General features: G+C 58.6%; 20 protein-coding genes. 19 read left to right on the top strand and 1 reads right to left on the bottom strand.

The window, feature by feature from the left end; genetic code table 11:
• Positions 1 to 21 precede the first annotated feature (21 nt).
• From truA to accD, 5 genes are all read left to right on the top strand, one after another.
• Entirely contained in the window at positions 22 to 843 is an 822-nt protein-coding gene (truA, locus tag C8C99_RS21845) for a tRNA pseudouridine(38-40) synthase TruA (protein ID WP_108626866.1), read from the top strand.
• Positions 840 to 1,640 (top strand): phosphoribosylanthranilate isomerase, encoded by an 801-nt coding sequence (locus C8C99_RS21840; RefSeq protein WP_233247280.1) that lies wholly within the window; start codon positions 840 to 842, stop codon positions 1,638 to 1,640. Before truA ends, C8C99_RS21840 begins: the two co-directional genes overlap by 4 nt.
• Complete coding sequence (trpB, locus tag C8C99_RS21835) at positions 1,618 to 2,901, top strand: tryptophan synthase subunit beta (protein ID WP_108626865.1); 1,284 nt, start codon at positions 1,618 to 1,620, stop codon at positions 2,899 to 2,901. Before C8C99_RS21840 ends, trpB begins: the two co-directional genes overlap by 23 nt.
• A complete protein-coding gene (gene trpA / locus C8C99_RS21830) occupies positions 2,902 to 3,711 on the top strand; it encodes a tryptophan synthase subunit alpha (RefSeq protein ID WP_056646164.1) in 810 nt (269 codons plus the stop codon). It begins immediately after the preceding gene.
• A gap of 115 nt (positions 3,712 to 3,826) precedes the next feature.
• Complete coding sequence (gene accD / locus C8C99_RS21825) at positions 3,827 to 4,699, top strand: acetyl-CoA carboxylase, carboxyltransferase subunit beta (RefSeq protein WP_056646167.1); 873 nt, start codon at positions 3,827 to 3,829, stop codon at positions 4,697 to 4,699.
• A gap of 114 nt (positions 4,700 to 4,813) precedes the next feature.
• Here accD and C8C99_RS21820 read toward each other — a convergent pair whose 3' ends face one another.
• Positions 4,814 to 5,365 carry a YggT family protein gene (locus C8C99_RS21820; protein WP_056646596.1) on the bottom strand — a complete coding sequence of 184 codons (552 nt, stop codon included), beginning with the start codon at positions 5,363 to 5,365 and terminating at the stop codon, positions 4,814 to 4,816.
• 79 nt (positions 5,366 to 5,444) lie between these two features.
• On the opposite strand from C8C99_RS21820, the gene C8C99_RS21815 reads away from it, so the two are divergent.
• The 14 genes from C8C99_RS21815 (at position 5,445) to C8C99_RS21755 (ending at position 21,021) form a co-directional block, all read left to right on the top strand.
• Positions 5,445 to 6,083, top strand: coding sequence for an LON peptidase substrate-binding domain-containing protein (locus C8C99_RS21815; protein WP_056646597.1), 639 nt, complete (start codon positions 5,445 to 5,447; stop codon positions 6,081 to 6,083).
• Positions 6,084 to 6,105: 22 nt separating this feature from the next.
• Positions 6,106 to 8,016, top strand: a complete 1,911-nt coding sequence (locus C8C99_RS21810; RefSeq protein WP_056646598.1) for a nucleoside-diphosphate sugar epimerase/dehydratase — start codon at positions 6,106 to 6,108, stop codon at positions 8,014 to 8,016.
• On the top strand, positions 8,013 to 9,317 hold the full coding sequence (locus C8C99_RS21805; RefSeq protein ID WP_369818077.1) for a nucleotide sugar dehydrogenase: 1,305 nt from the start codon (positions 8,013 to 8,015) through the stop codon (positions 9,315 to 9,317). The genes C8C99_RS21810 and C8C99_RS21805 overlap by 4 nt, the downstream gene beginning before the upstream one ends.
• 4 nt (positions 9,318 to 9,321) lie before the next feature.
• A complete protein-coding gene (locus tag C8C99_RS21800; protein ID WP_056646173.1) occupies positions 9,322 to 10,269 on the top strand; it encodes a Gfo/Idh/MocA family protein in 948 nt (315 codons plus the stop codon).
• Positions 10,266 to 10,859, top strand: a complete 594-nt coding sequence (locus C8C99_RS21795; protein ID WP_056646176.1) for an acyltransferase — start codon at positions 10,266 to 10,268, stop codon at positions 10,857 to 10,859. Before C8C99_RS21800 ends, C8C99_RS21795 begins: the two co-directional genes overlap by 4 nt.
• Positions 10,852 to 11,991 carry a DegT/DnrJ/EryC1/StrS aminotransferase family protein gene (locus C8C99_RS21790; RefSeq protein ID WP_056646179.1) on the top strand — a complete coding sequence of 380 codons (1,140 nt, stop codon included), beginning with the start codon at positions 10,852 to 10,854 and terminating at the stop codon, positions 11,989 to 11,991. Before C8C99_RS21795 ends, C8C99_RS21790 begins: the two co-directional genes overlap by 8 nt.
• Before the next feature lie 145 nt (positions 11,992 to 12,136).
• A complete protein-coding gene (locus C8C99_RS21785) occupies positions 12,137 to 13,165 on the top strand; it encodes an NAD(P)-dependent oxidoreductase (protein WP_199226475.1) in 1,029 nt (342 codons plus the stop codon).
• A 14-nt stretch (positions 13,166 to 13,179) separates the two neighbouring features.
• Positions 13,180 to 14,307 carry a DegT/DnrJ/EryC1/StrS aminotransferase family protein gene (locus C8C99_RS21780; RefSeq protein WP_108626864.1) on the top strand — a complete coding sequence of 376 codons (1,128 nt, stop codon included), beginning with the start codon at positions 13,180 to 13,182 and terminating at the stop codon, positions 14,305 to 14,307.
• A gap of 18 nt (positions 14,308 to 14,325) precedes the next feature.
• A complete protein-coding gene (locus C8C99_RS21775) occupies positions 14,326 to 14,952 on the top strand; it encodes an acyltransferase (protein ID WP_108626863.1) in 627 nt (208 codons plus the stop codon).
• Between the two features lie 19 nt (positions 14,953 to 14,971).
• Complete coding sequence (locus C8C99_RS23975; protein WP_158274185.1) at positions 14,972 to 16,309, top strand: glycosyltransferase; 1,338 nt, start codon at positions 14,972 to 14,974, stop codon at positions 16,307 to 16,309.
• The gene (locus tag C8C99_RS21770) at positions 16,287 to 17,705 is read left to right on the top strand and encodes a lipopolysaccharide biosynthesis protein (RefSeq protein ID WP_056646185.1); all 1,419 of its coding nucleotides are present in this window, start codon (positions 16,287 to 16,289) and stop codon (positions 17,703 to 17,705) included. Before C8C99_RS23975 ends, C8C99_RS21770 begins: the two co-directional genes overlap by 23 nt.
• Positions 17,706 to 17,960: 255 nt before the next feature.
• Positions 17,961 to 19,175 carry a glycosyltransferase family 4 protein gene (locus tag C8C99_RS21765; protein WP_056646600.1) on the top strand — a complete coding sequence of 405 codons (1,215 nt, stop codon included), beginning with the start codon at positions 17,961 to 17,963 and terminating at the stop codon, positions 19,173 to 19,175.
• Entirely contained in the window at positions 19,172 to 19,867 is a 696-nt protein-coding gene (locus C8C99_RS21760; RefSeq protein ID WP_056646188.1) for a bifunctional 2-polyprenyl-6-hydroxyphenol methylase/3-demethylubiquinol 3-O-methyltransferase UbiG, read from the top strand. Before C8C99_RS21765 ends, C8C99_RS21760 begins: the two co-directional genes overlap by 4 nt.
• Positions 19,864 to 21,021 carry a DegT/DnrJ/EryC1/StrS aminotransferase family protein gene (locus tag C8C99_RS21755; RefSeq protein ID WP_056646191.1) on the top strand — a complete coding sequence of 386 codons (1,158 nt, stop codon included), beginning with the start codon at positions 19,864 to 19,866 and terminating at the stop codon, positions 21,019 to 21,021. Before C8C99_RS21760 ends, C8C99_RS21755 begins: the two co-directional genes overlap by 4 nt.
• The last annotated feature ends 2 nt before the right edge of the window (positions 21,022 to 21,023 follow it).

Below are 21,023 nucleotides of genomic sequence, written 5' to 3'. Positions count from 1 at the left end.
AGCACTTCTCCAGGCCACCCCATGACCCGGGTGGCGCTGGGTGTCAGCTACAACGGCCAGGCGTACAGTGGCTGGCAAAGTCAGCTGTCTGGCAACACCGTACAGGACAAACTCGAAGCGGCCCTGGGCCGCTTTGCTACGCATCCTGTCAGCACGCTGTGCGCAGGCCGTACCGATGCCGGGGTACACGGACTGATGCAGGTGGTCCACTTTGACACCCCCCTCAATCGCCCCCCCGCGTCCTGGGTCCGAGGCACCAATACCTTCTTGCCACCCGACATTGCGGTCCAGTGGGCGCAGGCCGTACCCGACCACTTTCACGCGCGCGCCAGTGCCGTGGCGCGGCGCTACGCCTATGTGCTGTTGCAGTCCCCGGTCCGGCCCAGCGTAGATGCCGGGCGGGTGGGCTGGGTGTTTCACCCGCTGGACCACGATGCCATGCGGCAAGCGGCCGATTGCCTGCTGGGCGAGCACGACTTCACCTCGTTTCGCGCGTCTGCCTGCCAGGCCAAGACCCCCGTCAAGACCTTGCACCGCATCGATATCGTGCGGCGGGGCGCGACCGCCCCGCACCCGGAGCTGGGCTGGAGCCCCTGTTACTGGCGGTTCGAATTCGAAGCCAACGCCTTCTTGCACCACATGATCCGCAACATCATGGGCTGCCTGATCGCCATCGGTCAGGGCACGCAGCCTCCTGAGTGGATGGCCCAGGTGCTCGCCGCCCGGTCGCGCAAGGTGGCGGCACCGACGTTCTCACCGGACGGGCTGTACTTTCAAGGGCCCGTCTACGACGCCGTCTGGGGGCTGCCCCAGCGCACGGCTGCGTATGATTGGCTTCCATGAACCAGGCCATTGCTCCGACCGCCACCACCACCGCTGCCAGCCAACGCCTCCACGCCCCTTTGCAGGCGTCCGCCAACGTTCGCACCCGCATCAAGATCTGCGGGCTGACCCGCGAGGAAGACGTGGATGCAGCCGTGGCTGCAGGCGCCGACGCGGTCGGCTTTGTGCTCTACGCCCCCAGCCCACGCGCGGTCACCCCCCAGCGGGCCGCACAGTTGGCCCGTCGCCTGCCGCCGTTTGTCACGCCCGTACTGCTGTTCGTGAACGAGTCCACTCCTAATGTGATAGCAGCCAGCACAATGATTGCCGGCGCCACCGTGCAATTTCATGGTGATGAGACACCCCAGGACTGCCTCGCCGCCACCAGCCAAGGCGCGCGCCCCTACCTGCGCGCCGCCCGAATTCCCCTCGGTGACGGAGCGGCACAGTTTGACCTCGTAAAATATGCGCACGATTACTCTCACGCCCAGGCCATCCTGCTCGACGCCCATGTCGAAGGTTTTGGCGGCGGCGGCAAGGCATTCCATTGGTCACTCCTTCCACCAAGCGTCAGCTCTCACCTCGTTTTGTCTGGTGGACTCACGCCTGCAAACGTGACCGATGGCATTTTGCAAGTCCGCCCGCGAGGCTACTCGCTGGCGGTTGATGTCAGCTCCGGCGTCGAAGCCGATGGCCCTGATGGCAAGCCCATCAAGGGCATCAAGGACGCCGTGAAGATTCAACGTTTCGTTGCCGCCGTGCGTGCGGCCGATGCCCAACTTGCAAAGAACCCCCATGAATTCCTATCAGCAACCTGATGCCTCCGGGCATTTCGGCCCGTATGGCGGCAGCTTCGTCAGCGAAACCCTGACCCACGCCATCCAGGAACTGCGCGAGGCTTACGCGCGCTACCAGAATGACCCTGAGTTTTTGGCCGAATTCCATTACGAACTCAAGCACTTCGTCGGCCGCCCCTCCCCCGTCTACCACGCAGCGCGCACCAGCCGCGAAATGGGCGGCGCGCAGATCTACCTCAAGCGCGAAGACCTGAACCACACGGGCGCGCACAAGATCAATAACGTGATCGGCCAGGCCATGCTGGCCAAGCGCATGGGCAAGCCCCGTGTGATTGCCGAGACCGGCGCCGGCCAGCACGGCGTGGCCACCGCCACCATCTGCGCGCGCTACGGCCTGGAATGCGTGGTCTACATGGGCGCCGAGGATGTCAAGCGTCAAAGCCCCAACGTGTACCGCATGAAGCTGCTGGGTGCTACCGTGGTGCCCGTGGAATCGGGCAGCAGGACCCTGAAGGACGCCCTGAACGACGCCATGCGCGACTGGGTGGCGAATGTGGACAACACCTTCTACATCATCGGCACGGTGGCGGGCCCGCACCCCTACCCCATGATGGTGCGCGACTTCCAGAGCGTGATCGGTAAGGAATGCATCGAGCAGATGCCTGCCATGCTGGCCGAGCAAAAGGTGCTGGGCAATCAGCCTGACGCCGTGATTGCCTGCGTGGGCGGTGGCAGCAACGCCATGGGCATCTTCCACCCCTACATCCCGTTCGAGAAAACGCGCCTCATCGGCGTCGAAGCCGCAGGCGAAGGCCTGGAGTCGGGCAAGCACTCGGCATCGCTGCAGAAAGGCAGCGCGGGCGTGCTGCATGGCAACCGCACCTTCATCCTGCAGGATGACAACGGCCAGATCACCGAAACCCACAGCATCAGCGCGGGCCTGGACTATCCCGGGGTGGGCCCGGAGCACGCCTGGTTGCAGGAGATTGGCCGCGCCGAATACGTCGGCATCACCGACCAGGAGGCGCTGGAAGCCTTCCACTACCTGTGTCGCACCGAGGGCATCATCCCCGCACTCGAATCCAGCCATGCCATGGCCTACGCCATGAAGCTGGCCAAAACCATGCGCCCAGACCAGTCGATCCTGGTCAACCTCTCGGGCCGGGGCGACAAGGACATCGGCACCGTGGCCGATCTGAGCGGCGCCGACTTTTACTGCCGACCCAGCTGCCAGGGGCAGTCTGTCAAGGGCGGCGAGCAACCCATCAAGGTGGTGAAATAAATGAGCCGTATCGCATCCACCTTCTCTGCCCTGCAGGCGCAGGGCCGTAAGGCGCTGATTCCTTATGTGACCGCCGGTTTCCCGTTCGCTGACATCACCCCCGCGCTCATGCATGGCATGGTCGAGGCCGGTGCCGACGTGATTGAGCTGGGCGTGCCATTTTCCGACCCCATGGCCGATGGCCCGGTGATCCAGAAAGCGGGCGAAAAGGCCCTCAGCCTGGGCATTGGCATGGTTCAAGTGCTGGACCATGTGCGCGAGTTCCGCAAGCGCAACAACACCACGCCCGTGGTGCTGATGGGCTATGCCAACCCCGTGGAACGCTACGACCAGAAGCACGGTGACGCCGCGTTTGTGCGCGACTCCGCGGCAGCGGGCGTGGACGGCGTGCTCATCGTGGACTATCCGCCCGAAGAATGCGAAGCCTTTGCTGCTAGCCTGCGCGCGCATGACATGGACCTGATCTTCCTGCTGGCTCCCACCAGCACGGACGAGCGCATGGCCCAGGTAGCGCGTGTGGCCAGCGGCTATGTGTACTACGTGTCGCTCAAGGGCGTGACCGGCTCAGGCGCGCTGGACACGGCGGCCGTGGAGCAGATGCTGCCCCGCATCCGACAGCATGTGACCATTCCCGTGGGTGTGGGCTTCGGCATCCGCGACGCAGCCACCGCCCAGGCCATCGGCAAGGTGGCCGACGCCGTGGTCATCGGCAGCCGCATCATCCAGTTGATTGAAGACCAGGAGCACGCCAAGGTGGTGCCCCTGACCATCGACTTCCTGCGCGGCATCCGCAAGGCCCTGGACGCCTAGTCGCATAATGCAGCCCGGCGCATCCTGCGGGGTGCGCCGACAGATTCACACCCGGCCTGCCCCGCAAGTGCCCACGGGCTTTGCAACAGGTCGCGCCAATGAAGAGGAGAACACCATGTCCTGGCTCGAGAAACTTCTGCCCGCCAAAATCCAGCAAACCGACCCCACCGAGCGCCGCCAGGTGCCCGAAGGCCTGTGGATCAAGTGCCCGAGCTGCGAAACGGTGCTCTACAAGGCCGATCTGGAACAGAACCAGAACGTCTGCCCCCACTGCAGCCACCACCACCGCATCGGCGCCCGTGCGCGCCTGGATGCGTTTCTGGACGCCGAAGGCCGCTATGAAATCGGCCAGGAAGTGCTGCCCGTGGACGCCCTCAAGTTCAAGGACAGCCGCAAGTACCCCGAGCGCCTGAAGGAAGCCCTGGAGAACACCGGCGAGACCGACGCCCTCATCGTGATGGGCGGTGCCGTCAAGAGCATCAACGTGGTCGCCGCCTGCTTCGAGTTCGACTTCATGGGCGGCTCCATGGGGTCCGTGGTGGGCGAGCGCTTCGTGCGCGGCGTGGAAACCGCCATCGAGCAAAAAGTACCCTTCATCTGCTTCACCGCCACCGGCGGCGCGCGCATGCAAGAAGGCCTGCTGTCGCTCATGCAGATGGCCAAGACCAACGCGGCCCTCACCCGCCTGGCCAAGAAGGGCCTGCCCTACATCAGCGTGCTGACCGACCCGACCATGGGCGGCGTGAGCGCTGGCTTTGCCTTTGTGGGCGACATCGTGATTGCCGAGCCCAAGGCCCTGATTGGCTTTGCCGGCCCCCGAGTGATCGAATCCACCGTGCGTGTGACCCTGCCCGAGGGCTTTCAGCGCGCCGAATTCCTGCAGACCAAGGGCGCCGTGGACTTCATCTGCGACCGCCGTGAACTGCGCAACACCGTGGCCAGCAGCTTGGCCATGCTGCAGCGACTGCCCGCCGATGCGGTGATGTGAACAACACCCAGTCCTCGCGAGGGGACTGGGTCGGGCCTACCATCCGCCCGCCAATGCTATATTTTCAATAGCAAACAAGACATGCACGACTAGCACATCAGGCCTTTTGGTGCTTCAACGCATCACACTGGCCTGCAAATGGCCCAAAACGATCATCGCGACCTGCAGCACCACCAGCGCCACCAAGGGTGACAGATCAAAGCCACCCATCAGCGGAATCACCCGGCGAAATGGTCGCAACACTGGCTCGCACAAGCGCGCAATCACATCGGCCAGGGGCGAACGACCGCCTTGTATCCAGGACAGGACCGCATAGACGATCAACAGGCCGATCAGCCCCGAGACCGCCACGCGCAGCAGCCCGAACAAGGCCAGCCAGGGTAACCATGCCCACGCCGAGCCAGCTCCCAGCAGCAACGTCAACAACGCGTACTGCACCAGCTGGACCAGCATCGCTGCCACCAGGCTGGACACATCCCAACGCCCCACGGGAGGTATCACCCGGCGCAGCGGCATGATCAACCAGTCGGTCAACGCAAACACCAACCCACCGACGGGGTTGGAAAACGGCACCCGTTGCCACTGCATGTACAGCCGCAAGAGGCAGGCCCCGGTCAGCAAGCCGCCAACAACATCAAGCAGGAAAGAGGCGATCTGATAGAGCATGGATGAGACAAAAGCAGTGGGGCGCAGCAAAAGCCGACAGTGTCATGGGATGATAGCGGGCGAAGGCATTCACGCGTCCATGACCCCACCCCTTACCTTGTCGTCTCTGCCGCTTTTCCCCCTGGGCTCCGTTCTGTTCCCTGACGGAGTGCTGGCACTGCGGGTATTTGAGGTGCGTTACCTGGACATGGTGCGCAAGTGCCACCAGGCTGGAGCCCCCTTCGGCGTGGTCGCCCTCACGCACGGCCAGGAAGTGCGCCAGGCCGGCGCTCCGGAGGAACGTTTCAATGACGTCGGCACCCTGGCCGTGATCGAGCAGATCGACACCCCCCAGCCTGGTCTGATCACGCTGTTGTGCCGAGGCAGCCAGCGCTTCCGTATCACCCAGCGCCACTACCTGCCACACGGCCTGTGGATTGCCGATGTAGGCCACATCGAAAAAGATCTGCCGATACCGGTTCCTGACGATCTCAAGAAGGCATCCACCGCTTTGGCGCAGGTTTTGCACACACTGCAATTGCGCGACCCGGACATGCCCCACCTGCTGACCCCCACTGCGGCGCAACTGGATGATTGCGGCTGGGTGGCGAACCGATGGTGCGAACTACTGCCTGTGCCGCTGGAGCTGAAACAACGGCTGATGGAGCTGGACAATCCGCTGGTGCGCTTGGAGTTGGTGGGGGATGTGTTGGAGCGGACAGGGATAGCGCCCCAGTAAATCGATGAACCCAGGCCCGTATCTGCTGAGTCATATTCTTGAGTGGCCACGCCCAGCCAAGCGGCTGTTTGTAGCTGCAATGGACGCGGTCATGGGCGTGTTTGCCATGTGGCTTGCCTTCAGTTTGCGGCTTGACACATTGCATTGGCCCGAGGGACTACAGTGGATTGCGTACGCCCTGGCACCCGCCCTGGCGTTCCCCGTTCTTGTGAATCAAGGACTCTACCGCGCAATCTTTCGGTACACCGGGATCACCGCACTCATTACCACGGGCAGAGCGGTGGCCATCTACGGCGCAATGCTGCTGGCCATCCTCTTGAACGTGCAGTGGGAAGGTGTTCCACGTAGCGTAGGTATCCTACAGCCACTCATCTTCTTGCTATTGGTCGGCGCCAGCCGCGCGCTTGGCTGGCTTTGGCTCAAGGGAAGACCAGGCAAAGCGTCCAGCAGCTTACTGATCTATGGCGCAGGGAGTGCAGGAGCCCAAACTGCAGCGGGGCTTGGTGGCGTACACCAATACCAACTCCAGGGCTTCGTCGACGACGACCCTGCTAAGGCCGGGCGCAGTATCAACGGCACCCGGGTATACGCACCGAAAGAGCTACCGACAATCGTTGATCGATTCGGTATCACCGACGTATTGTTGGCGTTGCCCAGTGCTTCTCGCCAACGCCGCCGCGAAATCATCCAAAGCCTGCGCGATTTGCCTGTGCGGATACGTACGCTGCCAGGCCTGACAGACCTCGCCAGCGGAAAAGTCACCGTCACAGACTTTCAAGACTTGGATATTGAAGACCTGCTGGGCCGTGAACCTGTGGCAGCCAACCCCGAGCTGTTGAGCCGCAACCTAAAAGATAAAGTGATTCTGGTCACTGGAGCCGGGGGAAGCATAGGAAGTGAACTATGCCGCCAGATCATCCACGAAGGTCCATCTCACCTACTGCTGGTGGACCACAGCGAACACGCGCTGTACCTCATCCACCAGGAACTTCAGACGTTGCGCGACCAGGGTCAACTTCGGTGTGAACTACTGCCGCTGCTGGCAAGTGTGGTGGATTCCGTCCGCATGGCCGACATCTGCCGGCTACACCGCCCTTACGCCATCTATCACGCAGCTGCGTACAAGCATGTACCCATGGTCGAGATCAACGCAGGCGCGGGCGTTCTGAACAATATTTTTGGCACGCTCAACATGGTCCAGATGGCTCTGGAGAGCGGCACACTTCACTTCGTACTCGTCTCCACCGACAAAGCTGTTCGCCCCACCAACGTCATGGGAGCAAGCAAGCGTGTTGCTGAGTTGGTTCTGCAGGCTATTGCGGCTAGCCGTCAACCGCCCTTTGAGGAAGAGCACCTGAGCAACGGACAGTGGCAATGTCCCACCTGCTTTTCCATGGTTCGGTTCGGGAACGTGCTGGGTTCGAGCGGCAGCGTGATTCCATTGTTCCGACGCCAAATCGCAGCGGGTGGCCCCGTCACGGTCACGCACCCAGATGTCACACGCTATTTCATGACCATCCCAGAGGCCGCCCAGCTTGTCCTACAGGCCGGCGCCATGGCCGAAAGCGGCGACCTGTTTCTGCTCGATATGGGCGAGCCGATCCGCATCCTGGAGCTGGCTCGGCGTATGGTTGCACTATCAGGCCTGACCGTACGCGACGCGCAACACCCAGACGCAGACATCGCCGTCGAATTCACCGGCCTACGCCCCGGCGAAAAGCTCTACGAAGAATTACTCATCGGCGACAACCCCTTGCCCACCGCACACCCGCGCATCCTGCGGGCGAGGGAAGAGCACCGTACCTGGCCTGATTTACGTGCGCTCCTACAGCCTCTGTACCAGGCAGCGCAAAGTGGCGATGAAGCAACCTTGAAACAATTGTTAAATCAAATCGTGCCCGGCTATCGGTCAGAAACAATAATCAGCCCATGATGCACCAGCCCAACATTCCCCAAAAAATTGCAGTCATTGGCCTGGGCTACGTAGGCCTTCCACTGGCCGTGGAATTTGGGAAAGTGCTCCCTGTCATCGGCTACGACATACTGCCGCAACGCATCCATGAACTTCAGTCCGGGCATGACCGCACGCGTGAAACATCGGTCGAGCAGTTGCAGGCAGCCAGACTGTTGCAATACAGCGCCAACCCGGCGGACCTGCACGATTGCAATGTATTCATTGTCACCGTGCCCACCCCCGTGGATTCGGCCAACCGTCCGGACCTGTCGCTGCTCATCAAAGCAAGCCAGACCGTTGGCGGCGCCATGAGCAAGAATGTCCTGGTGATCTATGAATCCACGGTATATCCAGGCGTCACCGAAGAGGTCTGCGTGCCGGTACTAGAACAGTCGTCCGGACTCCGGTTCAACCAAGACTTCTTTTGCGGTTACAGTCCCGAGCGCGTTAACCCCGGCGACAAGATAAACACCCTCACACGCATTCGGAAGATCACGAGCGGCAGCACGCCGGGAGCTGCAGACGCCATTGATGAACTCTACGGCCGCATCATCACAGCGGGCACCTACAAAGCACCCAGCATCAAGGTAGCAGAGGCGGCCAAAGTCATCGAGAACACACAGCGCGACCTGAACATCGCGCTGATGAACGAGCTTTCTGTGCTTTTCGACCGACTGAATATTGACACGCTGGATGTTCTAGAAGCCGCTGGCAGCAAATGGAACTTTGTTCCCTTCCGCCCTGGTCTAGTCGGCGGCCACTGCATCGGGGTTGACCCGTACTACCTGACCTATAAAGCCGAGCAAGTGGGCTACCACCCGCAAATCATTCTGGCAGGACGCCGCATCAACGACACCATGGCGGGGTACGCTGCGCGCAATACCATCAAGATGATGCTGCGCGCGGGCATGGATGCGCCGCGCTGCAAAGTAGGAGTGCTCGGCATCACCTTCAAAGAGAACTGCCCCGACATCCGCAATAGCAAGGTCGTCGATCTGGTGCACGAGTTGCAGGCCTGGGGCATAGAAGTTGTTGTGGCCGATCCGGTAGCCAGCGCAGACGAAGTGCGTCATGAATACAACCTGAACCTCGGCATTGTGGACGAAACCCACCCCGTGGATGCACTGGTGGTAGCTGTTGGACACAATAGTTATCGCACCTTGAGCGCCGTACAACTGCGCTCCTACTGCCGCCATCCCAGCCCGGTTCTGACGGACATCAAGTCACTGTATGACCGAGACGAGCTGAGTCAAGCGGGATTCACCGTATACCGACTTTGAACCCATGAAAAACTTTGCACTGATCGGTGCCGCTGGCTACATAGCCCCGCGCCACATGCGCGCCATCAAAGACACCGGCAATCGCTTAGCCGCCGCTTACGACGTGAACGACTCCGTGGGCATCATCGACAGCTTGGCGCCGGACGCCGATTTTTTCACCGACTTCGAGTGCTTTTACGAGCATGCACACACGCTGAGGCGCAACCCTGATCGGGCGCTGAACTACGTGGCTGTGTGCTCCCCCAACCATCTGCACCACGCGCACATCGCGGCAGGATTGCGCCTGGGCGGTGACGTGATTTGCGAGAAGCCCTTGGTACCCACGCCCTCAATGGTGGATGAGCTCGCTCGGGTGGAACAAGAAACCGGTCAACGTGTATTCAACATATTGCAACTGCGCCACCACGAAGCGATTGTCCGGCTACGCGACAAGGTGGCTGCAGCCCCACAAGACACCAAGTTTGATGTCGATCTGACCTACATCACCTCGCGCGGCAAGTGGTATGCCGCCAGCTGGAAGGGTGACCCCCGCAAATCGTTTGGCGTTGCCACCAACATCGGCGTCCATTTTTTCGACATGCTGCACTTCATTTTTGGTGCGCTGCAGCACAATGAAGTCCATTACAACGGCGAAACCAAGGCTGGCGGGTATCTCGAATACCAGCGCGCACGGGTTCGGTGGTTTCTTTCCATTGATGCCCACGACCTGCCCGATGCAGTCAAAGGCAAAAAGACAACCTACCGTAACATTGACATCCGCGGAGAGCCTCTCGAGTTCTCTGACGGCTTTACCGACCTGCACACCATAAGTTATGCCGAAATTCTGGCGGGCCGGGGTTATGGACTCGAAGATGCGCGCCATTGTATTGAAACTGTGCACGCCATTCGCACAGCCATGCCGCACATCAGCACGCTGCGCGAAATGCACCCGTTTGTGTCGCGGTTGAAATGAGAACCACCATCCATCACAGCGCCGTCGTGGACGAAGGTGCAGCCATTGGCGAAGGGTCGCGAATCTGGCACTGGGTTCACGTGTGCAGCGGTGCACGCATTGGCAAAAGCGTTACGCTAGGCCAGAACGTCTTTGTGGGCAACCGGGTTGCGATTGGCGACCACTGCAAGATACAAAACAACGTCAGCGTTTACGACAACGTCACGCTCGAAGACGGTGTTTTTTGCGGTCCAAGCATGGTATTTACCAACGTCCACAACCCGCGCGCATTCATCGAACGGAAGAACGAGTTCCGCAACACATTGGTCAAAAAAGGCGCCACCTTGGGTGCCAACTGCACCATTGTGTGCGGCACCACTATTGGCGAATACGCCTTTGTAGGGGCTGGCGCAGTGGTCAACAAGGACGTACGCGCCTATGCCTTGGTGGTGGGAGTGCCCGCACGACACGTAGGCTGGATGAGTGAATATGGCGAGCAACTCGCGCTCCCCCTGCAAGGCCACGGTGAAGCCACCTGCCCCCACACTGGGGCCCGCTATATGCTTAAAGACCAAACGGTTACCAAGCTGCCGACGTCACGCCATGATTGACTTCATCGACCTCAAGGCCCAGCAGGCACGTATCAAAAGTCAGATCGACTCCGCGATTACCCGTGTGTTGGCACACGGGCAGTACATCCTAGGCCCTGAGGTCGCCGAGTTGGAAGAAAGGTTGGCCGCCTACACTGGCGCCAAACACTGCATCACTGTGGCCAATGGCACTGACGCACTGCAGATCGCGCAAATGGCCCTGGGCATAGGCCCGGGCGATGAAGTCATAACACCCGGTTTTACCTACATTGCGACAGCAGAAACAGTGGCATTGCTGCGCGCCAAACCCATATATGTGGACATTGACCCGCGTACCTACAACTTGAATCCAGCCCTGCTGGAGGCCGCAATCACACCACGTACCAAAGCCATCATCCCCGTCAGTCTTTACGGCCAGTGTGCAGACTACGACGCCATTAACGCTGTCGCCCAAAAACACGGCATTACCGTCATCGAAGACGCGGCTCAAAGCTTTGGCGCCACTTACAAAGGCCGCAAAAGTTGTAACTTGACTTCAATCGCCTGTACCAGCTTCTTCCCCAGCAAACCCCTGGGCTGCTACGGGGACGGCGGAGCTATTTTCACTAATGACGATGAACTGGCCAAGGTGATGCGCCAGATCGCCCGCCATGGCCAGGACCGCCGTTACCACCACATCCGCGTGGGCGTCAATAGCCGACTGGACACGCTGCAGGCCGCCATTCTGCTGCCCAAGCTAGGTATCCTGGACGAAGAAATTGCAGCCCGCCAACAAGCGGCCAAACATTACACCGCGCTATTACGCCCTCGCCTACTTCAAGGAGAGGGCGGAAGTGATGGCCCTCTCGCTATCACCGCGCCTCATATCGAACCCCACAATACCAGTGCCTGGGCACAATACACCGTGCAAGTGCCCCACCGCGAACAAGTGAAAGACCAACTGAAGCTAGTTGGCATCCCCACCGCGGTGCATTATCCACTCCCTTTGAATCAACAACCTGCCGTAGCTGATACCCGCGCCATTTTACCCGTGGGCGATGCGGTAGCACAAAGTGTGCTGGGTTTGCCTATGCACCCGTATTTGGATGTAAATATTATTCATCGCGTCGCACAAGCCACTATCGAGGCTGCTTTTGGAAAATATTATTTTTAGCCCCTTTGGGGGAAAGACGATAATTAAAAATCGATCTAAAAACAGTACCTCATCGCAGAGACGAGAGTTCAGTTTAATCTTCTCATTTGCCCCGCGCTCTGATAAAGGCTAATATCGCAGGCATCTGGCAAGGACACTTGCAAAGTTGAACCCCAAGGGCTATTTACTGGGTCCACAGAAAAAAATGATTAGCAATAAAACAATTTTCATCACCGGCGGTGCCGGCTTCATCGCCAGCACTCTAATTGCACGCTTGGCAGACCACAATCACATCGTTGTTTTTGATAACTATACGCGCAATACTTTGAAAGACACCACCTACGCCAATCATTCAAACGTACGGCAAATTCGAGGGGATGTGCTGGATTTTGACCATCTAAAGAAATCTATGGCTGGTTCCCAGTTGGTGGTACACGCTGCCGCAATTGCAGGTATCGAGAGCACGGTTCGTAACCCGGTGACCACAATGCGGGTCAATATGATCGGCACAGCTAATACACTCGAAGCGGCCCACCAGATCGGTGGCGTAGAGCGTTTTTTGGAATTCTCAACTTCCGAAGTATTCGGCTCCCACGCCTTTCGGGTGCAGGAAACAGCCAGTACAGTAACCGGCGCAGTCGGTGAAGCGCGCTGGACATATGCAGTCAGCAAACTAGCTGGGGAACACCTTGCTCACGCATACTTCAAGCAGTACGGCTTACCGACAGTAACGGTACGGCCCTTCAACGTCTACGGGCCAGGGCAAACCGGAGAGGGCGCACTTTCCATCTTCATCCGCAAAGCACTAAAAAACGAGGATCTACTCATCTTTGGAGATGGCACTCAAATTCGCGCTTGGTGTTTTGTCGATGATATGGTAGAGGGCGTTATGCAGTGTCTGCAGCATCCCAAATCCATCGGCGAATCCTTCAACATCGGTAATGCTCGTGCCGTGGTGACCATCTATGGTCTAGCCGAGGCAGTATTACGCGTGACCGGAAGCCGTTCGCGGGTACAATTTCGCCCAGCCTTATCCGCAGACATTGAGTTAAGAATTCCCAATGTCGAGAAGGCGCGGGAACTAATCGGTTTCTCAGCGGCCATCGAGCTTGAAGATGGTTTACGACAAACAGCCAAATGGATCGCAGCTAACGAAACAAGTCTGCCTAGCTTAGCGCCGATCTTCCTTAACTGAATCGGAATGCTTCGATGCTTCGCCTGTCCACTCCCTCAATTGACGAGTCTGTAATCGAGGCTGTCAACGCTGTTTTGCGATCGGGTCAACTCATTTATGGCGCGCAAGGTCAGCACTTCGAAGCCATATTGCAAGACTTTCTTGGCGTGCGCCATGCAATAGTCGTCTCCTCCGGCACGGCGGCTTTACACCTTGCGCTCGTAGCACTAGGCATCGGACCAGGTGATGCAGTGCTCATTCCAAATTTCACGTTTCCAGCCACTGGTAATGTCGTTCGCTTGGTAGGCGCCCACCCCGTTCTGGTAGACGTTGACCCTTCGACCTATTGCGTCACACCTGACTCAGTCGCGGCCGCAATCGACGCATGGCGAGGCCCTGAACTATTACGAGCCTTCATCCCTGTACACGAATTTGGCCATCCCGCCGACATGCGAGCGCTCCTCCCGCTCGCACGATATCACGGCTTGAAGGTGGTCGAAGACGCGGCCTGCGCCATAGGCGCAACTGAGAACGGGAAGGCTTGCGGCACGCAGGGAGACATCGGCTGCTGGTCATTGCATCCGCGCAAGACTCTGACCACTGGTGAAGGCGGCATTCTTTCGACGGACGACGACGTCTTGGCGGCCAAGCTTCGCCTCTTACGTAATCATGGCATCGTTCGTCAACCCCAGGGAGTCCGATTCGAGGAGCCTGGCTACAACCTGAGATTGACAGACATTCAATCCGCAATGGGAGTAGTCCAGTTACCGCATCTGCCACGTTGGATTGATCAACGGCGCGTACTTGCAGCTAATTACTGCCAAGCCTTAGCACCTATGGTGTCTGCGGGGATCATGACCCTCCCAGCCAAACATCCAGGACACAGTTGGCAAACCTTCATGGTCGTGCTGAGAGCCGACATCGACCGGGACAGGCTGATACGCGACTTGGCCGGAGAAGGTATCGAGACCAACATTGGCGCCCAATGCCTTTCTATGCAACCGGCGTTTGAAAATATTCAACCCCTACCAACTGGAGTCCATGCCTCGAATCTTTACAAGCACGGGTTGGCACTCCCGTTCTGCGAAAGCTATGGATCACCAGAGGTGGAGCGAGTCACCAATTTGCTGAGTCGACTGCTGTTGCACCCAAACAACCATTAGACCACCTGATTACTCGCGATGGATGCCCTTGATCAACTACTAAGAGCCTTTGTACCAAATCTTGATGGCCTGATTGATGAAGTCTTAGCGGCCAAAATAGAAAGTCCAAGAAACGCCGCGCTGCGTCGGCAAATATCGCTTCGATGGCTCTCTGAATTACTGGCTGACGACGAACGAGCCAAGCTCTATGGATTACCTGAAAGTTGCCGAGTCCGCGAGCAAACCAAAATTCTTATGCCAGAGAAGTTGATCTGCGGCGAGCATGTCTGGATTGGTGAAAATACTTATATAGATGCATCAGGAGGACTTGAGATCGGCGACCACACGACGATAGGTGTTGGCGTGTACGTTTGGACTCATACCAGTATCTTAGCCAACCTACTAGGAACAAATATACCCGGTGGAGCACACGTGATTCAACGCCAGACACGCATCGGCAGCCGATGCTACATCGTTGGTCATACCGTACTCAATCCAGGGATAACGATCGGAGACGGTGCGGTTGTACTTCCCAATTCGTGCGTCACATCCAATGTGGAAGCCGGAGTGATAGTCGCTGGCGCACCTGCGCGGCCGGTTGGCCAAGTGAATGACAGCTTTCTTACCGCACTCCAAGCTGAGTTGCAGGCTCAACGCGGTGAGTAAGTCTGAATAGAGAAAATACGTGAGAATCTTTATCGGTCCAACTGAGGTTGCTGGCATTGGACATGGCCTGACACACGGTTTGCGCCGTCTGGGTTACCACGCCGACGGAGTCTTCGAGTCACCGCACCCTTTCGCATACGAGGCAGTTCAACACACTAATATCGTCACTCGATGGTGGCATGCCACTGGAGGTATTTCGCGCAACCTGCGGTCCAGAGGTTCTGTGTGGACTTGGCCGGTCGCGGCGATCCACCTGCTGTTGGCATGGCCGGTCCTTGTGCTTTCTTTGATCCGGTACGAAGCGTTTGTATTTCTATCTGGCAAGTCCATCACGAATACTCGCTTTGAACTCCTCTTGATGCGTCATCTTGGTAAACGCACCATAGTGCTATTTGTAGGCTCAGATGCTCGTCCGCCATACGTTAATGGTGCCTGGCCTTGGTCTGGAGCAAAGGCGATGAAACGACTCACTCAAAAGATTCGCCGACGCGTTCATCGTTTCGAAAGTGCTGGAGTGACTTGCATCAATGCCCCGGGCACCGCGCAGTTCAATCGCAGACCTGTCATCAACTGGTTTGCCTTTGGTTTTCCCTGCACGCTCACTGAACGTCAAGCACAACCAGCCTCAATGCAAGACGAGCACTTGGATATACAGACCACACCCACCAATAAAAAAATTAAGTTACTCCACAGCCCTTCCAATCCTCAAGTGAAGGGAACGGAGAGGATCGAGCGGATAGTCAACTCTTTGTTGTCGCGTGGACTTCAAATCGAGTGGATAAAGATCAGCGGCCTCAGTAACGCCCACGTGCTCGACGAAATCCGACGTTGCGATCTGGTTGTGGATCAATTGTTTTCTGATACACCGATGGCTGGGCTAGCAACCGAGGCAGCCCAGCTCGGCAAGCCTGCAATCGTAGGCAGCTACCTCGCACGCGCACCGAGCTTGATAGAAGGCGATTGGCCAATGCCCCCCAGCCGCTTCGTAGATCCTGATCAATTCGAGTCGGCGCTGGAGGCGTTGGTGAGAGACGCAGACGCACGTCGATCTTTGGGCAAAGCTGCCATCAATTTTGTCCAATCTACGTGGTCCTGCGAGGCAGTGGCAGGTCGTTTGGTGGCATGTCTAAGGGGTGAGGTGCCAGATGCTTGGTGGTTTGACCCGCGGACGGCAACCTACCTACACGGTTGCGGGCTTGACGAAATTGAAGGACGCCGTCGCGTTCGCGAGTTGGTTGACGCGTATGGAGAAAGTGCGCTGGGCTTGGACGACAAGCCATCGCTTAGCAAAGCCTACCTCTTTTGGGCCCGGCACGACGAATCCAAGGCAAGCAATGTTGAAGCAACTCGCGCGTGACGGCAGTATTTATGCCGCCAGCGCGATCGCGTCACGTGGACTCGCTTTGCTCACTGTGCCTGTTTACACTCGCTTCCTTGACCCTGAAGCATTTGGCGCACTAGATCTGATCCTCACTTCGGGCGTCCTAGTAACACTAGTAGTTGCCCTGGAAGTTGGTCAAGGCCTAGCTCGTGAGTGGGCCGCCTTGCAGAACCCGGAGGCACGGCGCAAGATGGCAGGCACCGCACTAAGCTTCACTACTTTGATGCACAGTGCTTTTCTAGCGCTAGCTCTGTCGTTTTCTGAGTCGTTGTCCGAAATTCTGTACCGCACCACAAACCGCTCAAGCTTGGTACAGGCAGGTCTAGCTTACATCGCTTGCAACGCATTGTATCTTCAGCTACAAGCCCAATTCCGCTGGTCGATGCGACCGTTAAGCTACGCTGCAACTAGCGTTTTGTATAGCCTGTTGACACTACTACTCGGGTATAGCCTCGGTCGCGAGTGGGGCGTTACCGGTGTGCTGGCAGGCCAGACGCTAGCGGCTGCCAGCGCGGTCGGGGTGAGCATCTGGGCCTTGCGAACCCAGTTCGATTGGACGCTCGATCTGAAACCTTTGCGCAGCATGCTTGCCTACTCACTGCCGTTGGCTCCAGCAGGCCTGGCAACCTTCACCAGCTTTCACGTAAATCGTTTCATTCTGAACGCCTATGCTAATTTGGAGCAGGTGGGATACTACGCTGTCGCGTCAAGAGCGGCGGCAGTTACTGCGCTACTGACCGTCGGCGTTCAGACTGCCCTGACCCCACTCGTGTACCGCTACCATGCGGCACCCGCAACCCCGGGGCAATTAGTTCGCTTGCTCGAAGGCTTCACCACAGTGGCATTGGTACTTAGCTTGGGTTTGAGCTTGTATGCGCAAGATCTCATTTTGTGGATTTCGGGACCCGCATACCTGTCAAGTGCCGTACTAGTAGCTTGGTTAGTTCCAGCGACACTACTGTCGCAAATGTATGTATTCTTCCCGGGCTTAGCCCTTGCGCGTCGCTCACTGACCCAGCTATCAATCACCGTGCTAACCGGTCTAGTAGCATTGATTCTCAACCTCATCTTTGTCCCAATAGCTCAAGGCTTAGGCGCTGCAATCTCCACTCTGATCACTGCAGTGCTATATCTTTGGATTTGGGCCCGAGCAAGCCAGCAAAGCTACCGACTGCCGATTCAGCTCGGACGAATCGTTCTCGCAGTATTGGCCTATATAGTTTTTCTCGGTATAGGTTTCATCATGAAGTCAATCGAACTGGACCAGCCGTTGATCCATTTTATCAATTTTAGCTTGCTGATAAGCATGTGTATCGTTTGTAGTTTGATAGGACTATTCAGATATCAATCCAACGTCGAGTCCCCCGGTTGATGTCTCGTAGTTCACAATGAAAAACCCCCTCGCCATCCTGGACGTCAATCTGCAATTTATCAAGACAGGCATAACATTACACGTAATTGCTCACATGGAATCGGGTTGGAATTGTTTGCCCCCCTCACTTTCGCCCGGGGCTGTCGGCGTGACAGTGCTTCAGACGGTGTGTACTCAGGGCTCAGACATCCGCCCCAATGGCGAGGGGTACGTTGCACCGCGCGTTGTGCAGTACTTTTACGCGGACCTGTGTACGTGAACGTCCTCTACCTCAATCACTATGCCGGCACCCCATCGCTGGGCATGGAATACCGCCCCTACTACCTGGCCCGCGAATGGGTGCGGACTGGCCACGAGGTCACCATCGTTGCGGCCGACTTCTCGCACGTACGCGCCCGGCAGCCGCGAAAGGCACGAGAAGAAGTGGACGGGATTGCTTACCGTTGGCTACCCACCCCAGCCTATCAAGGTAACGGGTTAGGCCGGGTAAAGAACATCTGGAGTTTTCTGCACCAGGTGTGGCGAATGGCGCCTTCACTGGTGGTCGAGTGCAAGCCCAACGTGGTGATTGCATCCAGCACTTACCCCATGGATATCTGGGTTGCAAGGCGCATCGCCCGGCTGGCGAACGCAAAGCTAGTCTATGAGGTGCATGACCTCTGGCCGGCCTCGCCAATGGAACTTTCAGGCATGCCCTGGTGGCACCCCTTCATTCTGCTGTGTCAAAAGGCAGAGAACGACGCCTACCGCGATGCGAATTGTGTGGTGTCCATGCTGCCCAAGGTGGCAGAGCATATGGCCAATCACGGGTTGAGCCTTCACAAGCTGCACATCGTGCCCAACGGCATATCGCCAGAAGATTGGCCCGACCTACCAGCGCCGCTGACGGGCCCACTGGCGGATTACCTGAAGGTACTGAAGAGCGTAGACAGAACCATCGTCGGCTACGCTGGCTCGCACGGGCTGCCTAACGCGATGGATGTGCTTCTGGATGCTGCTGTGCTGCTACGCAATGCACCGTTCTCTTTCGTATTGGTGGGCAGCGGTCATGAAAAGGCGCGGCTTGCACAACGGGTGCAGAGCGAGGGTCTGAACAACGTCGCGCTGTTTGATCCCATTCCTAAAACGCAGATACCGGCTTTGTTAGCACAGTTCGATATTGCCTATATTGGCTGGCAGCGCACACCTTTGTATCGGTTCGGCATTGCCCCCAACAAACTCATGGACTACATGATGGCGGGCTGCGCTGTTTTGCACTCGGTAGAGGCGGGCAATGACCCCGTGGCAGAGGCAAACTGCGGGCTGACCGTGACGCCTGAGTCACCCCAGGCCGTGGCTCAGGGCTTGCGCCAACTCGCAGCAGCCACACCCCAACAACGACGCGACATGGGCCAACGAGGGCGCGCTTTTGTGTTGGCTCACCACACCTACCCTGTGCTTGCGCAGCAGTTTCTGGAGGCCATGGCATGAGCCCCGCGGACGAGCCCAGCGCGGTCAGCATTAGGTATGCCCGCCGCTCGCCGGGCGATGGGCGCTACAACTTCTTGCGCCCCGAGGTTTATTTGGGCGTGCAAGAACGGCAGCGCGCGATGCTGCAGCTATTCAGACAGCACAGCATGACCGACCTGGCAGCGCTGCGCTTGCTGGAGGTCGGCTGCGGTACCGGCGGCAATTTGCTGGAACTTCTGCGCGTGGGTTTCGCCCCCCAACACCTCAGCGGCATTGAATTGCTGCCCGAACGCTACCGCCAAGCGCGCCAGACGCTTCCGCTGACGCTGGAGCTAGTGGAGGGCGATGCGCTGCAAGTCCCCATTGCTCCCGGGTCTCAAGACGTCGTGATGGTTTCTACGGTTTTTTCTTCGCTGCTGGATGAATTATTTCAACAGCAACTGGCCGCCGCCCTGTGGCAATGGGTCAAGCCAGGCGGCGCAGTGCTTTGGTACGACTTCACCTTCGATAACCCACATAATCCTGACGTGCGCGGTGTACCGCTACAGCGCGTGAAAGCACTGTTCCCCCAAGCTACCATCAGTGCACAGCGCGTCACACTCGCCCCGCCACTCGCGCGCCGCGTGGCCCCCATTCACCCCATGCTTTACACCCTGTTTAACAGCCTGCCCTGGCTGCGCACACACATCATTTGCTGGATTGCCAAGTCATGATCCAGCCTTTCCTCCCCTTCGCTCGCCCTGATATCGGCGAGGCCGAGATCGCGGCCGTCTCCGAGGCCCTGCGCTCGGGCTGGGTGACCACTGGCCCAAAGGCACGCGTTTTCGAGCAAGCCTTTACAGATTATCTGGGAAGCAATGAGCTACAGAGCATCGCCGTCAACTCCGCCACAGCCGGGCTGCACCTGGCGCTGGAAGCTCTAGGCATCGGCCCGGGCGACGAAGTGATCGCACCCACCCTCACATTTACCGCCACGGTAGAGGTGGTGCGCTATCTGGGCGCCGAACCGGTACTGGTGGACGTAGACCCGGTGACTCTAAATATCGATCCGGCCAAAGCACGTGCGGCCATCACACCCCGTACAAAAGCCATCATGCCGGTGCACTACGGGGGGCTGGCATGCGACATGGACGCCATACTGACCATCGCTAAAGAGCATCACCTCAAGGTGGTGGAAGATGCGGCTCATGCTTTGCCCACCACATGGCGTGGCACCCTGGTGGGGCAGTTGGCATCCGATGTCACGGTGTTTAGCTTCTACGCCAACAAGACCATCACCACCGGTGAAGGGGGCATGGCCGTCACGCGCGACCCGGCACTTGCGCAGCGCATGCGCACCATGCGGCTGCACGGCATGAGCCGCGATACGTTTGACCGATTCACCTCCAAAACCCCCGCTTGGTACTACGAGGTCGTCGCGCCCGGCTTCAAGTACAACATGACGGACGTAGCCGCCGCCATGGGCGTGGAGCAACTAGCGCGGCTGCCGCAATTTGTGCAGCGGCGCGAGGTGCTGGCAAGCCGCTACCATGAGCAGTTGGCGCCCCTGCCCCTGACCTTGCCCGCCCGGGCTCCTCAAGGCGACACCCACGCCTGGCACCTCTATGTCATCCGGCTGCGAGCGGATGCGCCAATGGGTCGTGACGAGGCGATCCAGGCGCTGTCAGACCGGGGCATCGGCACCAGCGTGCACTATGTGCCGCTGCACCGGCACCCGTACTGGCGGGACCGCTATCAGCTTACGCCGGCAATGTTCCCCCAGGCCGATGCAGCTTACCAAGCCATGATCAGCATTCCCTTGTTCACCGCCATGGGTGACAGCGACCAGGACCGCGTGATTGCAGCACTGCACGAGGTGCTGGGCTGAAC

It is taken from the genome of Acidovorax sp. 107 (genome assembly GCF_003058055.1).
Classification (GTDB): Bacteria; Pseudomonadota; Gammaproteobacteria; order Burkholderiales; family Burkholderiaceae_C; genus Acidovorax.
Note: the sequence above shows the minus strand (reverse complement) of the source record. Positions and strands in the feature narration are given on the sequence as shown.

Bases quoted from the DNA above. Each gene is read 5' to 3' on its own strand.
- C8C99_RS21790 (WP_056646179.1), top strand. From the start codon at position 10,852: ATGATTGACTTCATCGACCTCAAGGCCCAGCAGGCACGTATCAAAAGT.
- truA (WP_108626866.1), top strand. From the start codon at position 22: ATGACCCGGGTGGCGCTGGGTGTCAGCTACAACGGCCAGGCGTACAGT.
- trpA (WP_056646164.1), top strand. From the start codon at position 2,902: ATGAGCCGTATCGCATCCACCTTCTCTGCCCTGCAGGCGCAGGGCCGT.
- C8C99_RS21795 (WP_056646176.1), top strand. From the start codon at position 10,266: ATGAGAACCACCATCCATCACAGCGCCGTCGTGGACGAAGGTGCAGCC.
- C8C99_RS21770 (WP_056646185.1), top strand. From the start codon at position 16,287: ATGTTGAAGCAACTCGCGCGTGACGGCAGTATTTATGCCGCCAGCGCG.
- C8C99_RS21840 (WP_233247280.1), top strand. From the start codon at position 840: ATGAACCAGGCCATTGCTCCGACCGCCACCACCACCGCTGCCAGCCAA.
- C8C99_RS21800 (WP_056646173.1), top strand. From the start codon at position 9,322: ATGAAAAACTTTGCACTGATCGGTGCCGCTGGCTACATAGCCCCGCGC.
- trpB (WP_108626865.1), top strand. From the start codon at position 1,618: ATGAATTCCTATCAGCAACCTGATGCCTCCGGGCATTTCGGCCCGTAT.
- C8C99_RS21805 (WP_369818077.1), top strand. From the start codon at position 8,013: ATGATGCACCAGCCCAACATTCCCCAAAAAATTGCAGTCATTGGCCTG.
- C8C99_RS21780 (WP_108626864.1), top strand. From the start codon at position 13,180: ATGCTTCGCCTGTCCACTCCCTCAATTGACGAGTCTGTAATCGAGGCT.
- C8C99_RS21775 (WP_108626863.1), top strand. From the start codon at position 14,326: ATGGATGCCCTTGATCAACTACTAAGAGCCTTTGTACCAAATCTTGAT.
- C8C99_RS21760 (WP_056646188.1), top strand. From the start codon at position 19,172: ATGAGCCCCGCGGACGAGCCCAGCGCGGTCAGCATTAGGTATGCCCGC.
- accD (WP_056646167.1), top strand. From the start codon at position 3,827: ATGTCCTGGCTCGAGAAACTTCTGCCCGCCAAAATCCAGCAAACCGAC.
- C8C99_RS21820 (WP_056646596.1), bottom strand. From the start codon at position 5,365: ATGCTCTATCAGATCGCCTCTTTCCTGCTTGATGTTGTTGGCGGCTTG.
- C8C99_RS21815 (WP_056646597.1), top strand. From the start codon at position 5,445: ATGACCCCACCCCTTACCTTGTCGTCTCTGCCGCTTTTCCCCCTGGGC.
- C8C99_RS21755 (WP_056646191.1), top strand. From the start codon at position 19,864: ATGATCCAGCCTTTCCTCCCCTTCGCTCGCCCTGATATCGGCGAGGCC.